11 protein-coding genes and 1 tRNA gene are annotated in these 12,479 nt (G+C 63.6%); 5 read left to right on the forward strand and 7 right to left on the reverse strand.

Translation table 11 applies throughout. From position 1 onward, the window contains the following. Positions 1-12 precede the first annotated feature (12 nt). From mksF to mksB, 3 genes are read right to left on the reverse strand one after another with little or no spacing between them, the layout of a single operon-like run. A complete protein-coding gene (mksF, locus tag H621_RS0114245) occupies positions 13-2,844 on the reverse strand; it encodes an Mks condensin complex protein MksF (protein WP_028944053.1) in 2,832 nt (943 codons plus the stop codon). Further along, complete coding sequence (gene mksE, locus H621_RS0114250; RefSeq protein ID WP_028944054.1) at positions 2,841-3,542, reverse strand: Mks condensin complex protein MksE; 702 nt, start codon at positions 3,540-3,542, stop codon at positions 2,841-2,843. The genes mksF and mksE overlap by 4 nt, the downstream gene beginning before the upstream one ends. After that, positions 3,532-4,809: an Mks condensin complex protein MksB gene (mksB, locus tag H621_RS0114255; protein ID WP_028944055.1), complete on the reverse strand. Its 1,278-nt coding sequence runs from the start codon at positions 4,807-4,809 to the stop codon at positions 3,532-3,534. Before mksB ends, mksE begins: the two co-directional genes overlap by 11 nt. A 179-nt stretch (positions 4,810-4,988) precedes the next feature. Between mksB and H621_RS0114260 the strand changes: the two genes are divergently transcribed. Next, positions 4,989-5,786, forward strand: a complete 798-nt coding sequence (locus H621_RS0114260; RefSeq protein ID WP_028944056.1) for a hypothetical protein — start codon at positions 4,989-4,991, stop codon at positions 5,784-5,786. Continuing rightward, positions 5,779-6,231, forward strand: a complete 453-nt coding sequence (gene rimI, locus H621_RS0114265) for a ribosomal protein S18-alanine N-acetyltransferase (RefSeq protein ID WP_028944057.1) — start codon at positions 5,779-5,781, stop codon at positions 6,229-6,231. The genes H621_RS0114260 and rimI overlap by 8 nt, the downstream gene beginning before the upstream one ends. A gap of 4 nt (positions 6,232-6,235) precedes the next feature. On the opposite strand, the gene H621_RS0114270 is transcribed toward rimI, so the two are convergent. Beyond that, complete coding sequence (locus tag H621_RS0114270) at positions 6,236-6,646, reverse strand: hypothetical protein (RefSeq protein WP_028944058.1); 411 nt, start codon at positions 6,644-6,646, stop codon at positions 6,236-6,238. Positions 6,647-6,769: 123 nt separating this feature from the next. On the opposite strand from H621_RS0114270, the gene can reads away from it, so the two are divergent. Both can and H621_RS0114280 read left to right on the forward strand, forming a co-directional pair. Beyond that, complete coding sequence (gene can / locus H621_RS0114275) at positions 6,770-7,408, forward strand: carbonate dehydratase (protein WP_028944059.1); 639 nt, start codon at positions 6,770-6,772, stop codon at positions 7,406-7,408. 61 nt (positions 7,409-7,469) lie between these two features. Then, positions 7,470-8,081, forward strand: coding sequence for a D-Ala-D-Ala carboxypeptidase family metallohydrolase (locus H621_RS0114280; RefSeq protein WP_028944060.1), 612 nt, complete (start codon positions 7,470-7,472; stop codon positions 8,079-8,081). Here H621_RS0114280 and H621_RS0114285 read toward each other — a convergent pair. After that, positions 8,069-8,947 (reverse strand): LysR substrate-binding domain-containing protein, encoded by an 879-nt coding sequence (locus H621_RS0114285; protein WP_028944061.1) that lies wholly within the window; start codon positions 8,945-8,947, stop codon positions 8,069-8,071. The genes H621_RS0114280 and H621_RS0114285 overlap by 13 nt on opposite strands. A gap of 123 nt (positions 8,948-9,070) precedes the next feature. Here H621_RS0114285 and H621_RS0114290 point away from each other — a divergent pair, with 123 nt between their 5' ends. After that, on the forward strand, positions 9,071-9,688 hold the full coding sequence (locus H621_RS0114290; RefSeq protein ID WP_028944062.1) for a LysE family translocator: 618 nt from the start codon (positions 9,071-9,073) through the stop codon (positions 9,686-9,688). 114 nt (positions 9,689-9,802) lie between these two features. Here H621_RS0114290 and H621_RS0114295 read toward each other — a convergent pair. Further along, positions 9,803-9,879, reverse strand: a tRNA-Met gene (locus tag H621_RS0114295). A gap of 92 nt (positions 9,880-9,971) precedes the next feature. Beyond that, positions 9,972-12,389: a TonB-dependent siderophore receptor gene (locus H621_RS0114300; protein ID WP_036989861.1), complete on the reverse strand. Its 2,418-nt coding sequence runs from the start codon at positions 12,387-12,389 to the stop codon at positions 9,972-9,974. Positions 12,390-12,479: the final 90 nt, after the last annotated feature.

The following is a 12,479-nucleotide window of genomic DNA, read 5'->3' on the forward strand; positions in this document are numbered from 1 at the left end:
CCCGCGATTGCATTAGACCGAAGCCGCTTCCTCTTCCTCGCGCACCACCGCCTTCACCTCATCCAACCGGCTGATGAACTTCCAGTCGGCCTCGTCGATGTAGATGCCGTTCGGCCCGCTACCGCCTTCCAGGTCGATGGCGACATGCGCCGAGACCTGCGGCTTCACACTCGCCAGAATCGGCACGAAGCCCAACTGCAAGCTGGTTTCCAGCAGGGCGGCCTGGTTGCGTTCGTCGATGTCTGCCGCTTCGTCCAGGTAGTACGGCAGGCGCACGCGACCGGCGAGGTCGCGGTCCATCAGGTGCAGCAACAGGTACATGTTGGTCAGCGCCTTGATGGTCATGGTGGTGCCGTTGGACGCCGCACCGTCGATGTCGGTGTGGATCACCGGCTGACCGTTGACCTTGGTGATCTCGAAGGCCAGCTCGAACAGGTCCTTGAGGCCCAACTGGTTGTGGTTGGCCGCTACCAGTCGCGCCAGGTACTCCTTGGCTTCCTCGTTCTTGTTGTCCTGCTCGGCACTGGCGCTCAGGTCGAACACCGACAGGGTCTCGCCTTCTTCGTACTGTCCGGCGCTGTGGATGATCTGGTCGATGTGCTTGAGGGCTTCCTTGTTCGGTGCCAGCACGATGCGGAAGCTCTCGAGGTTGGACACCTGGCGCTTGTTGATCTCGCGGTTGAACAGCGCCAGCTGGTGCTCGAGGCTGTCGTAGTCGCTGCGGATGTTGCGCAGGGTCCGGGCGATGTCGGTGACCGCCGCACGGCGCGCCTTGCCCAGGGTCAGGGCTTCGTCGGTGCGGTGCGCGTAGGCGTTGATCAGCAGCTGCAGGCGGCGCTCCATGTCGTCTTCGCTGTCGAACTTGGCCACGCCCTTGAGGCGAACCTGGGCGTACAGCGCCTCGATCTGGCCATCGACCCGCAGCAGGCCCTGCCAGCTGTCCTGGTAGTCGTTGAGCAGGGGCAACAGGTTGTCCATGGAGTCGTCCACCGGCTCCATGAACGGCGTACCGAACGGCAGGTCGGCCGGCAGCAGCTGGCGGCGGCGCAGGGCGTCGTCGAGGGTGCGCTGCTTGGCTTCCATGTCGGCGATCTGGCGGCCAACCAGTTGCAGCTTGGCCGACAGTTGCTGGACGCGTTCGGTGAAGGCATCGCTGGAACGCTTGAGCTCGTCCTGGGCGGCTTCCATCTGTGCCAGCTGTTCGAGCTTGTCGCCTTCTTCGGCAGACAGTGTCTGGGTGCGACGGAAGTCTTCCAGGGCCTTTTGCGCGTCCAGTACCTGTTGGTACAGGGTTTCGGTCTGGGTCTTGCTCGCGGCGCGGTCGGCGGCCACGGCCTGCTGGGTCTTGAGCTGCTTGAGCTCCTTTTCCAGGCGCTCCTTCTGGTCGCGCAGGGCGGCGCGGTCGGCCAGGGCCTGCAGCGCTGGCGGTTCGATGTGCGAGAGATCGATCGACAGCCCCGGAGCCTCGAAACGCTCGCCCTTGAAGCCGTCGAGCACGGCCTCCAGGGATTTGACCCACAGGTCGCTGTCGTCCAGCTCGATGCCGCGCTCACCCAGCGGCAGGCTGAACAGCGCGCCGTTGAACAGGCGCATCAGGCGCTCGACATCCTGCTGGGAGAATTCTTCGCGCAGGCGGGCATAGCTGTTGTTGTCAGCATGGTCGAGCTGCTGCTTGACCGACTTGAGGCGTTTCTCCAGGTCGCGCAGGCGCTCTTCGAGGTCTTCGGCGCTGAACTGGCGAGACTGCGCCAGGGCACCGGCCAGTTCGTCGTGGGCATCCTTGGCGGCCAGCAGTTGCTGCTCCAGCACCTTGACGTCATCGACCAGGGCGAAGCGGTGCTTGAGTACCGACAGCTCGCCGAGCCAGCGCTGGATACCAGTGATTTCGCGCTCCAGGCGCATCAGCTCCTGGGTGCCGCCACGCTGGTCGTTCTGCAGGCTGTCCTGTTCGTTCTTGTAGTGCTCGGCCTGGATTACCAGCTCTTCCTTGCGGGCGCTGGCGTAGTCCTGCCAGGTGCCCAGCAGCGAGTCGAGCAGCGGCGACAGGCGATGCAGCTTGCCGCGCAGGATGTCGCGCTGGGCCACGCCGTTGGCCAGGGCCTCGACCAGCGGGCCGGCAGCGACCAGGGAGTTGTAGTCCTGCTCCATGCGGCGCACGTCGCGGAAGGCCTCCTCGCAGGCGGCGATGTAGTCGACGCTGCCCGAGCGCAGGCTGTGCTCGAAGGCATCGAGGAACAACTGCTTGAGCTTGGCCGCGGTGATCTCGCGCATGTGCAGCAGGTTGATGAACAGTGCGCGGAAGGTCTTCAGGCTCTGCTCGCTGGTGGAGCGCAGCGGGATCAGGGTCAGGTCCAGCGGGATCGAGGTGTGGCCACCGACCAGCAGGCGACGCAGCTCGTCAGGTTTGAGTTCGTAGGCCTTGAGGCCGTTGCGCTCCAGGTTGCTGAACAGCACTTTCTGGCGCAGGCAGGTGTCGTTCTTCTGGTAATGGGCCAGGTCAAGTTCGCCGGCATAGGCGAAGAACTGGTGGCCGAAGCCGCCACCCGGGCCGCGGCCGACCACGCCGATCACGTGCGGGCCGTGGGGCAGGTTGACCTCGCAGAGGATGTAGCTGGTGTCGCTGGCAAAGTAGAAGCGCCGGGACTGTTCCAGGCTGTACTTGCCGAAGCTCATGTCCGACATGCGCGCCAGGATCGGGAACTGCAGGGCGTTGATCGAGGCGGATTTACCCAGGTTGTTGGCGCCGTAGACCGACAGCGGGTGTTCCAGCGGGAACAGGCCCAGGCTGTAGCCGGCGGTGTTGAGCAGTGCAAAGCGGCGAATGCCGTAGCGTTCCTGGCTCATGCATCAATCTCCTGTTGCTCTTCGGCGATGGCGCGGGCCAAGGCGTCTTCTTCACTTTCCTCGAACGGGCTCAGGTCGAGCGGGTCGTCGGTCCGGTTCAGCACTTCGGGGCTTTCTTCTTCGACCAGTACTGGCGTTGGCAGCGGCAGGGTGCTGTGCAGGCTGGCGGCGAGGTCGCGGTCCTGCTGCACCGACAGGCACACGTCGAGGAAGCGGTGCATTGGGGGCAGGAAGCGGTAGATACCGTTCTCTTCGTGGGCAAAGCCCAGCTGGGTCATGCGGCGCATGATCTTTTCTTCCAGCTCGTCCGGGGTCTGCACCTCGGCCTGGATGAACAGGTCGCGGTACTTTTCCAGCATCGAGGGCAGCTCGTCACGGCCCAGGCTGCCACCGTCGAGCACCGACATCGGGTCGCGGCCCTGGTCGGCCAGGTGCTCCACCAGGATGAAGGTGAACAGCGACAGGCGCTGGGCTGTCTTGTTGACCTGGGCGGCGGCCTGGTCGGGAACGAAGTAGTAGAAGCCGCGGGTGTCGCACACCAGCTCAAAGCCCAGGGCCTTGAACAGGCCGCGGTACTGGTCCTGGAAGTTCGACAGCTGGCCGTACAGTTCCGGGTCGCGGCGACTGATGTGAAAGCCCTTGAACAGCTCGCGGAAGATCGGTGCGAGCTGGGACAGTTCGGAAAGATCAAGATGCATGGGCAGGGCTCGCAGTTGGTTCAGGCGATGGTTCGCGGCTGGATGTCAGGGCGAAGGAACGCAGGCTGACCAGGTGTTCGCGGGTGGTGTATTCGCGGCGCTCGAGGCGTTCGCGGGTAAAGCGTTTTTCCCGCGACAGGCGCGAGAACCAGTACAGCAATTCGTCGGTGGCGCCGTCGGGCTCCTGGTCCAGCAGCCAGACCATCAGGTCGGGCAGTGGCAGGGCGCTTTCGCAGCGCTGGAGCATTTCCTTGACCGTGCGCGGCGCTTTCGGGCTGTCGCCACGGTTGCTCTTGTGGGCCTTGGGGAACTGCGCAGGCTTGGGCTCGAAGCGGGCCAGTGCATAGACGTAGGCCTCGACCTGGCTGGCGCTGCCCAGGAACGTGCTTTGCGGGCGGGTGAACATTGGCATGGCCGCTTGCGGTACGGCGTCCAGGCCCTTGCGGCGGATCACCGACAGGGCCAGGGCGGCGCCACGGGTCACGGCGTTGTGGCGGCGGGCTTCTTCACGCAGCGGCAGCAGCAGTTCACGGGCATGGCGCAAGGTCAGCTGGGCGCTGGTCTGCATTTCAAGGATGCGCGCGTGGGTGCGCAGGAGCATGTCGTCGTCGACCAGATGGCCCAGGCGCGCCTGTTCGCCCAGCAGGCGCAGCAGCACGGTCTCGACCTTGCGCACGCCTTGCTCGAAGGCGCCGTCGGCGTTCACCAGTTGGATCATCGGTTCGACGTACTCGTCCCAGGTCGCCAGTACTTCGGCATAGCGCTGGCGCAACGGAATCTGCCGGTCGCTGGTCTTGGCCCGTTCGGCCACGGCGACCAGGGCCTGTTCGTCGTTGTCGAGTTTTTTCAGCACGTCGCGCACGCGCATGTCGAGCAAGCGCAGCTGGCGGGCCAGGTCGTTGCTGTCACGAATCTCGAAGGCGTCCTGGATATGCCCGGCCAAACGCTCCAGGTGGCGCAGGTAGGCTTCGATCTCAAGGCACAGGCCCAGGCGGTGTTCGCGGCGCAGGTAGGCGAGGAAGTCGTGGATCTGCGCATTGAGCTCGAATCGGTTGGGGCTCTTGGCCACCGGCACCAGGATATCGAGGCGAATCCAGACGTCGAGCAGGCTGGTGATGTCCTGGGGCGTGCTCTCCAACTGCTGGTTGGCCAGTTGCTGGCGCAGTTCGCCGAGGCTCAGGGTGCCTCCGTCGAAGCGCTCGCACAACGGCTCAAGCAAGGCCCAGTGTTCGGCTAGGGCGCGCAGGACGCGCTTGGGTTCGATCATTGGCGGGTCGACTCGTTGCCAAATAAAAGCGCCGATTGTACTGCATCAAGTGCCTGTCGATTCACCCCCTGATCGATTCGCGCGGCATCCCGGCGGATTTGTGCCGATCAACAGCGGCGCAGCGCGGCGAACAACGTTAGAATGTCGCCCCTGACTTATCCACAGATGGCCGACCCTTCTTGTTAATCGAGTCCCGCCGCCGCGCTTACCTCAACGCCATGCAAGTGGTGCACTGGCTGCCACGTGCCGAACTGCCGTTCGCCGCACCGTCGCGTCTGGAGCTGTTGCAGCCGGTGGCGCCGCTGGACGAGCCGGCGCTCGAGCCGCAGGTGCAGGTGCCCGCTGCGCAGGTCGCAGTGCCCAGCGCACCGGCAGCACGCACGGGCGAGCGACCGAAGATCGAGATTCCGCGCCCTGGCACCACGCCCAAACTAGCCGGCAAACCGGTGGAGGAGGCCGAAAAGGCACCCGCTCCAGCGCGTCCGGCCCCGGTACCGCCACCGCGATTCGCACTGCAGCTGCTGCGTGCCGGCAACTGCCTGCTGCTGGTGGAACTCGCCACCGGCGAGCCATTTCAGAGCCGCGACCCGTCGTACCTCCTGCTCAAGGACATGCTGCGCGCCGCCGGGTTGCCCGACAGCCCGCAGATCATCGGAGAGCCGGTGCGTTGGCCGTTGCTGGTGCGTGGCAACCTCGACCAGGGGCCCCAGGCGGCCACCGATTTCGTCCAGGGCTTTATCCAGGCCCGGCTCGAAGAGTCGCCCTGTGTCTGCCTGTGGCTGGTCGGCCTGCCTGCCGTGCGTTTTGCCGGCGAGGCGGATGCCGAAAGTTATTACCGCGAGCTGCCGGTCGAGGGCCTGGGCACTGCCTGGGCCTTGCCTGGCCTCGAACTGTTGATGGACGAGCCGCAACGCAAGGCGGACGTCTGGCAAGCCATGCGCCGGCTGATGGCGCGCTGGAAACCAAGCGATGAGTGACACAATCAGCTTCCGCCGGATGACCGAGGCGGATCTGGATGCCGTACTGAAGATCGAATACGCCGCCTTCAGCCACCCCTGGACCCGCGGGATTTTCCTCGACGGGCTCAAGTCCTATGAAATCTGGCTGATGTTCGAGGGCGAGCAACAGGTAGGCCACGGCGTGATCAACGTGATCATCGACGAAGCCCATCTGCTCAACATCACCGTCAAGCCCGAAAGCCAGGGCCGTGGCCTGGGCTTGCGCCTGCTCGAAGAGTTGATGAGGCGTGCCTACGCGCTCAACGGCCGCGAGTGCTTCCTCGAGGTGCGGGCCAGCAACCAGTCCGCCTATCGCCTGTACGAGCGCTACGGCTTCAACGAGATTGGTCGTCGCCGCGACTACTACCCGATTGCCGGTGGCCGTGAAGACGCACTGGTCATGGCCTGCACCCTGTTCGAATAACGCCTTAGCGCTCGGGCTTGCCGTCCAGCGGGTCGCGCCGGGCAAGCTCGGCTTCATCCAAGCCGTTGCCGCCGCCAATGTCGTCTTCATCGACCAGGCTCAGGTCCCAGTCGGCGGGGTTGTCTTCGCCGGCTTCAGTGGCCGAGCGGGCCCCGTCTTGGTGAATCAGGGTCTCCGGGCTCAGGTCATCGTCGGTGGGTGCGTGGTCATCGCTTGATGCGCCGGTCATGCCGGCTTCGCGTACGCGCTCGGCGGGCATCAAGTGCTCGCGCTCCTGATCGGGAATCAGGTCGCCGATTTTTTCGCTGGGCGTATCATCGTCGAAGTCCAGGCTTTCCATTGAACCCATGCGGTCTTCGTTGGTGTCGATGGGCGCGGGTTCCGGGGCGTGGGGTGGGCGTCTTGATTCGTTCATGGGGGCTATTCTCCTGCGGGTGCCTGTCTTTCGGTGGACCGGGCCCCGGCGGGAAGATTCAAAGGCGTGACCCGGACGGGGCCATGCCTGTCACAAGATGCGCATCAACCATGAGGCTTGAACATGCACGACCTACAAGAACTGATTGATAACAACGCGCGTTGGGCTGATGCAATCAAGCAGGAAGACCCGGATTTCTTCGCCAAGCTTGCCCGCCAGCAAACCCCTGAATTCCTCTGGATCGGCTGCTCCGATGCCCGTGTACCGGCCAACGAGATCGTCGGCATGTTGCCCGGTGATCTGTTCGTCCATCGCAACGTGGCCAATGTGGTGCTGCACACCGACCTCAATTGCCTGTCGGTGATCCAGTACGCGGTGGACGTCCTCAAGGTGAAACACATCCTGGTGACCGGCCACTACGGCTGCGGCGGGGTGCGGGCATCGATGCAGGACCGTCAGCTGGGCCTGATCGATGGTTGGCTGCGCTCGATTCGTGACTTGTATTACGAAAACCGGGTAGAGCTGGGCAAGCTGCCCACCGAAGAGGAACGTGTCGACCGCTTGTGCGAGCTCAATGTGATCCAGCAGGTGGCGAACGTCGGTCACACCACCATCGTCCAGAATGCCTGGCACCGTGGCCAGAGCCTGTCGATCCACGGGTGCATCTACGGCATCAAGGATGGTCGCTGGAAAAGCCTCAACGCGACCATCAGCGGCCTGGACCAGTTGCCCCCGCAATACCGCCTGCGTCCGCAAGACTGACCCGTAGCCGCAGCCTGACGGCAGCGGCTACGATGTCATGAGGACAAGGGGGGAAGGGATGATGAACCTGTGGAGCAAGGTCGGACTCGGCACTGGCGTATTATTGGCTGGGCTGTGCAGCGCCCATGCCGACCCGCGCGATCTGTACATGTTCGCGCAATGGGCCGGCGACCATGAAACCCGCGCCTTTCGCGAAATGCTGGTGGATGCACGCCTGTACGGGGTGGTGCCGATCTACCAGTTGCTGCGCTCGGCCAGCGACTGGCGGCTGTGTCGCGCCGAGCCCTTTGCCGTGGCCCCCGCGAGCCAGTGGCCAGCGGTGCGCTCCACGGTGCAATTGCTCAAGACCCTGGGGGATCAGGGTATCTTGCGCCAGTTCGAGGTGGTCTCGGCCTATCGCGACCCGCAGCTCAATCGCTGTGCTGGTGGTGCGCTGGCCAGCGCCCATACCCGGGCCTTCGCCGTGGATGTACTGCTGCCGCGCTGGACCGATCCCACGCCGCTGTGCACTTTCTGGCAAGCCCACGGCAAGGCCTGGAACATGGGCCTGGGGCGCTATCCGTCGGGCCGCATTCACATCGACACGGCGGGGTTTCGCACCTGGGGCGGGGACTTCAGTGCCAACTCTTCGTTCTGCGCCTTGCCGGTGGCGGGCAAGCCTCAGAGCAAGTGAGCCAGGCAGGCCTGCGCTTCTGCGCTGACCCACTGGGCAAAGCGCCGGCAGGTGTCGTCGGCCAGGATCGGTCGCGGGCACAACAGGACGTAGCCCGATTGATCCTGCACAAAGCTGCGCGGTGCCTGCAGCTGGCCGCTGTCGATTTCATCCTGGACCATCAGGAACGAGGCCATGGCCACGCCCAATCCTGCCACGGCCGCCTGGATGCACAGGTAGAAGTGTTCGTAGTCGGTGCGGCTGGCGCCATTGGCCGACTCGCCACTCAGACGCAGCCAGGTGTTCCACGCCCCCGGGCGTGAGGCGCTGTGCAGCAGGCGCTGCCCGTCGAGGCTGGTGTCGGGCAGGGGCAGGTTGACGCTGCACACCGGCCCCACCCATTCATCGCAGATCTTCAGGCTGTGCAGGTCGGCATCCCAGCGAAAGTCATCGCGGCGCAAGGCCAGGTCGACGCCGCTGCGCGAAAAGTCGATGGGCCCGCCAGCCGCCACCAGGTGCAGGTGAATATCGGGATGTGCGGCATGAAAGGCCGGCAGGCGCGGAATCAGCCATTTCATGGCGATGGTCGGTTCGCACGACAGCACCAGCACGTTCTCCCGCGCTTGTTGCTGCAAGCGGTACACCGTGCCTTCCAACTGCTCGAAAATCGACTGGGTGGTGCCGTGCAGGGTGCGCCCGGCTGCCGTCAGGAAGATCGCCCGGTTGCGCCGTTCGAACAGTTGCACGCCCAGTGATTCTTCCAGCAGGCGCACCTGGCGGCTGACCGCACCGTGAGTGACGTTGAGCAGTTCGGCAGTGCGCACGAAGCTCTGGGTCTGGGCGGCGACGTCGAAGTAACGAAAAGCGGTGAGTGCAGGCAGTTTCATATCTGTGAGAAAAACTAGCGGATTTCCTACACTATAAATCGCTTTTGGCCAGCCACTGAGCTTTCGATAATGGGCATGCACGGTGCTATCTGTGCAATTGCCTAGCAGATCGAGGAGCTTTTCGTGAATGAACTCATAGCCGTTGCCCTGTTCACCATCCTGGCGGTGATCAGCCCCGGCGCCGACTTTGCCATGGTCACCCGCAGCAGCTACGCCTTCGGCCGCCGCGCCGGGCTGTCGGCCGCGCTGGGCATTGCCCTGGGCGTGCAGGTCCATGTGCTGTACACCGTGTTTGGCATCGCCGTGATCATCAGCCAGACACCGGCGTTGTTCATGGCGATGAAGGTGCTGGGGGCAGGGTATCTGGTCTACCTGGGCTACAAATCGCTGACCAACACCACGCGAATCTCGCTCGATGACAACGATGGTTCAAGCCGGCTGGGGGTAGTGGCGGCCTTTCGTTCGGGCTTTTTGACCAACGCCATGAACCCCAAGACTATGTTGTTCGTGGTCAGTGCCTACACGCAGGTGGTGCAACCCGGCAGCTCGCTGGCCAGCAGCCTGGGCTACGGCCTGTTCATGTCGTTGGCGCATGGGGTGTGGTTCAGCCTGGTGGCGATCTTCTTCTCGTCGCACGGTTTGCGCCGGATCATGCTCGAGCGTCAGATCCTGGTCGACCGGGTGATCGGCGTGGCGCTGATCGGTTTGGGCCTGGCGGTGGTGATGGCGAGCGTGCGCTAAGCGTTTCGCGGGGCAGGCCCGCTCCCACTGTATTGAGGTGGGAGCGGGCTTGCCCCGCGAAAAATCAACGCATAAAAAAAGGGCCTACCTTTCGGTAAGCCCTTTTTCAGTACTTGGTGGCTACACAGGGACTTGAACCCCGGACCCCAGCATTATGAATGCTATGCTCTAACCAACTGAGCTATGTAGCCAAGTGGCGCGCATTATTCGCTCGAAACGAAGTTGTGTCAACACCTCTTTCAAAAAATTTTACGCATGATCAACCGCTTAGCCGATTACCGGGTCAGAAGTCGTATTTGAACGTGGTCATCAGGTTACGCGGCGCGCCGTAGTTACCGTATGACGAGGCCATGGAGAAGTACTCGCGGTCAAAGGCATTGTTCAGGTTGACGGTGGCGCTGAGGTTTTTGCTGATGTCGTAGCGCGCCATCAGGTTGACCAGCGCGTAGCTGCCTTGATCGAAGCTGTGCAGGTCCTGCCCCACTTTGCTCTGCCAGTTCACCCCGCCGCCTACGGTCACCTTGTCGAGCATGCCCGGCAGGCGATAGCTGGTGAAGGTCTTGAGGCTGTGGCGCGGCACCACGGTGGCGATGCGCTCATCCTGGTTGTCGGTGGTCAGGGTGTAGGTGTAGCCCGCCGATGCCTGCCAGCCTTCGGCCAGTTCGCCATTGAGCTCCATCTCCAGGCCCTTGGAGGTGGTGTCCTGCTTGGCTTCGTACACGTTGTCATGCAGCCAGATCGCCAGGTTGTCCTGTTCGAGCTTGAACAGCGCCAGGCTCGAGTTCAGCGTGCCGTCGAAGTGACTGCCCTTGACGCCGACTTCATAACCCACGCCCTCCATCGGATCGAGCGGCTGGTTGTTGGCATCGGTGACCCACGAAGCCTGCGGGTTGAAGATCTTGGTGTAGCTGGCATAGAGCGCCCAGGTCTCGTCCAGGTCATAGACCACGCCGGCATAAGGGATGAAGACGCCAGTCTCCTTGCGATTGACTTCGGTGGTGGCCCCACCGTAAGGGCGATCTTCGGTGTCGCGTTTCCAGTCGATCACCCGGCTGCCGAGGATCAGGTTCAGGTCGTCGGTCAGGTGCAGGCGTGAGGTGAGGTAGGCCGCGTACTGGGTTTCCTCCATCGAGGACTTGCCACTGATGGTCCAGTCCGGCTCGGGCTGTCTGCCGTTCCAGTCGAAAATGTTCTCGACCGATGCCCCTGGCGTAGCATTGTAGTCGTAGCGCCAGCCGCCCCAACTCGGCACGTTTTCGTTGTATCTGGACAGGGTTACGCCGCCGATCAACTCGTGTTCACGATTGAACAGGCTGAACGGCCCGGTCACGTACACATCGAGGTTGTCCTGGCGCGGGGTGCCGGAGAAACGCACCGGCAGTTGGCTCAGGCCACTGCCATCGGGCTGCAGGTCACCCATGAGAAAGCCGAACACTTCGTCGAACTGGTTCTCGGAATGGCTGTACTCGACCTTGCCGCTCCAGCCGTTGCCCAGTTGCTGCTCGATGGAGGTGAAGAAGCTGGTCTGCTCGTGGTCGTTGTACGACCAGGTCGGCGCCATGTTGATCGAGCGCTTGAGGTCGGAACGTTCGCCTGTGCTGAAGCGGGTGGGCAAGCCGGTACGCAGGGGCGAGTCGACATCGGTGCGCTGGTAGCTGAAGCCCAGGGTCAGCAGCGTGTCTTCGCTCAGGTCGAATTCGCTGATGCCGTAAAGCAACTGGCTTTCCATCTTGTAGCGGTCGACCCAGGCGCCTTCGGTCTTGTAGTCGGCGACCAGGCGGCCGCGGATGTTGCCGGTTTCGGTCAGCGGCCCGGACACATCAAAGCCGGTGCCGTAGCGGTCCCAGGTGCCGGCCGAGCCGCTGACACTGGCCTGGGCGTCGGCGGTGGGACGCTTGCGGATCAGGTTGATGGTCGCCGACGGGTTGCCCATGCCGCTGATCAGGCCGCTGGCGCCGCGCACGATCTCGATGCGGTCATACATCGCCATGCTCTGGGTGTAGTTGTCCATGCGCGAGACGGTCGGCACACCATCGATCTCGTAGTTTTGGATTACGAAGCCGCGCGAGTAGTAGGTGTCGGTTTCCGCGCCCAGGCCGTCGCGCACCACGATCACGCCCGGCGTCGCTTCCAGGGCATCGCTGAGGTTGGTCAGGCGCTGGTCGTCCAGACGCTGGCGGGTCATCACCGTCAGCGACTGCGGGGTTTCCTGGGGTGTCAGGTTAAGGCGCGTCGAGCTGCTGGAGGAGTAAGTGGTGTACAGCCCGGTGCCTTCGGTGGTGGAACCCGGCGCCTTGCCGGAAATACTCAGGACATCCAGTTGCAGTGCGCCGCCCCGTTCGATGGGCAGATCGATCACGAAGCTGCTGGCATTGGGTTGGCTGAGGTGCGCATTGCTACCGGCGATCAGGGCCCGGAGTGCCTCTGCCGGGTTCAGCTTGCCCTGCACGCCGGGCGAGCTGTGGCCGGCCAGCTGGCTGGCGTCGTAGATCACCTGCAAGCCGCTCTGGGCGCTGAACTGGTCCAGGGCATCGGCCAGTGGCTGGGCCTTGATGTTGAAGTCCAGGCGCTGGGCCTGGCTTTGCGCGGCGGCAGGTTGGGCCGCCTGGGTCGCCAACGGCAGTGCCGAGAGCAAGGTGGTTGCAAGAATGGCGCTGGCCAGTGGCAAGCGGGCAAAGCCGAAATCGCGTGGGTACTGCATGTGTCCTCCCCCAGAAAGTGCAAATGCTAATGCTTCTTATCCGAGGTGTGACGCAACAGCGCTTGAAATTACCGCAGGCCGCGTAAATTA

The organism is Pseudomonas vranovensis DSM 16006 (assembly GCF_000425805.1).
Lineage (GTDB): Bacteria > Pseudomonadota > Gammaproteobacteria > Pseudomonadales > Pseudomonadaceae > Aquipseudomonas > Aquipseudomonas vranovensis.

Excerpts from the sequence above, each read along its gene's own strand:
- mksF (WP_028944053.1), bottom strand. The coding sequence starts at position 2,844 with ATGAGCCAGGAACGCTACGGCATTCGCCGCTTTGCACTGCTCAACACC.
- mksE (WP_028944054.1), bottom strand. The coding sequence starts at position 3,542 with ATGCATCTTGATCTTTCCGAACTGTCCCAGCTCGCACCGATCTTCCGC.
- mksB (WP_028944055.1), bottom strand. The coding sequence starts at position 4,809 with ATGATCGAACCCAAGCGCGTCCTGCGCGCCCTAGCCGAACACTGGGCC.
- rimI (WP_028944057.1), top strand. The coding sequence starts at position 5,779 with ATGAGTGACACAATCAGCTTCCGCCGGATGACCGAGGCGGATCTGGAT.
- H621_RS0114270 (WP_028944058.1), bottom strand. The coding sequence starts at position 6,646 with ATGAACGAATCAAGACGCCCACCCCACGCCCCGGAACCCGCGCCCATC.
- can (WP_028944059.1), top strand. The coding sequence starts at position 6,770 with ATGCACGACCTACAAGAACTGATTGATAACAACGCGCGTTGGGCTGAT.
- H621_RS0114280 (WP_028944060.1), top strand. The coding sequence starts at position 7,470 with ATGAACCTGTGGAGCAAGGTCGGACTCGGCACTGGCGTATTATTGGCT.
- H621_RS0114285 (WP_028944061.1), bottom strand. The coding sequence starts at position 8,947 with ATGAAACTGCCTGCACTCACCGCTTTTCGTTACTTCGACGTCGCCGCC.
- H621_RS0114300 (WP_036989861.1), bottom strand. The coding sequence starts at position 12,389 with ATGCAGTACCCACGCGATTTCGGCTTTGCCCGCTTGCCACTGGCCAGC.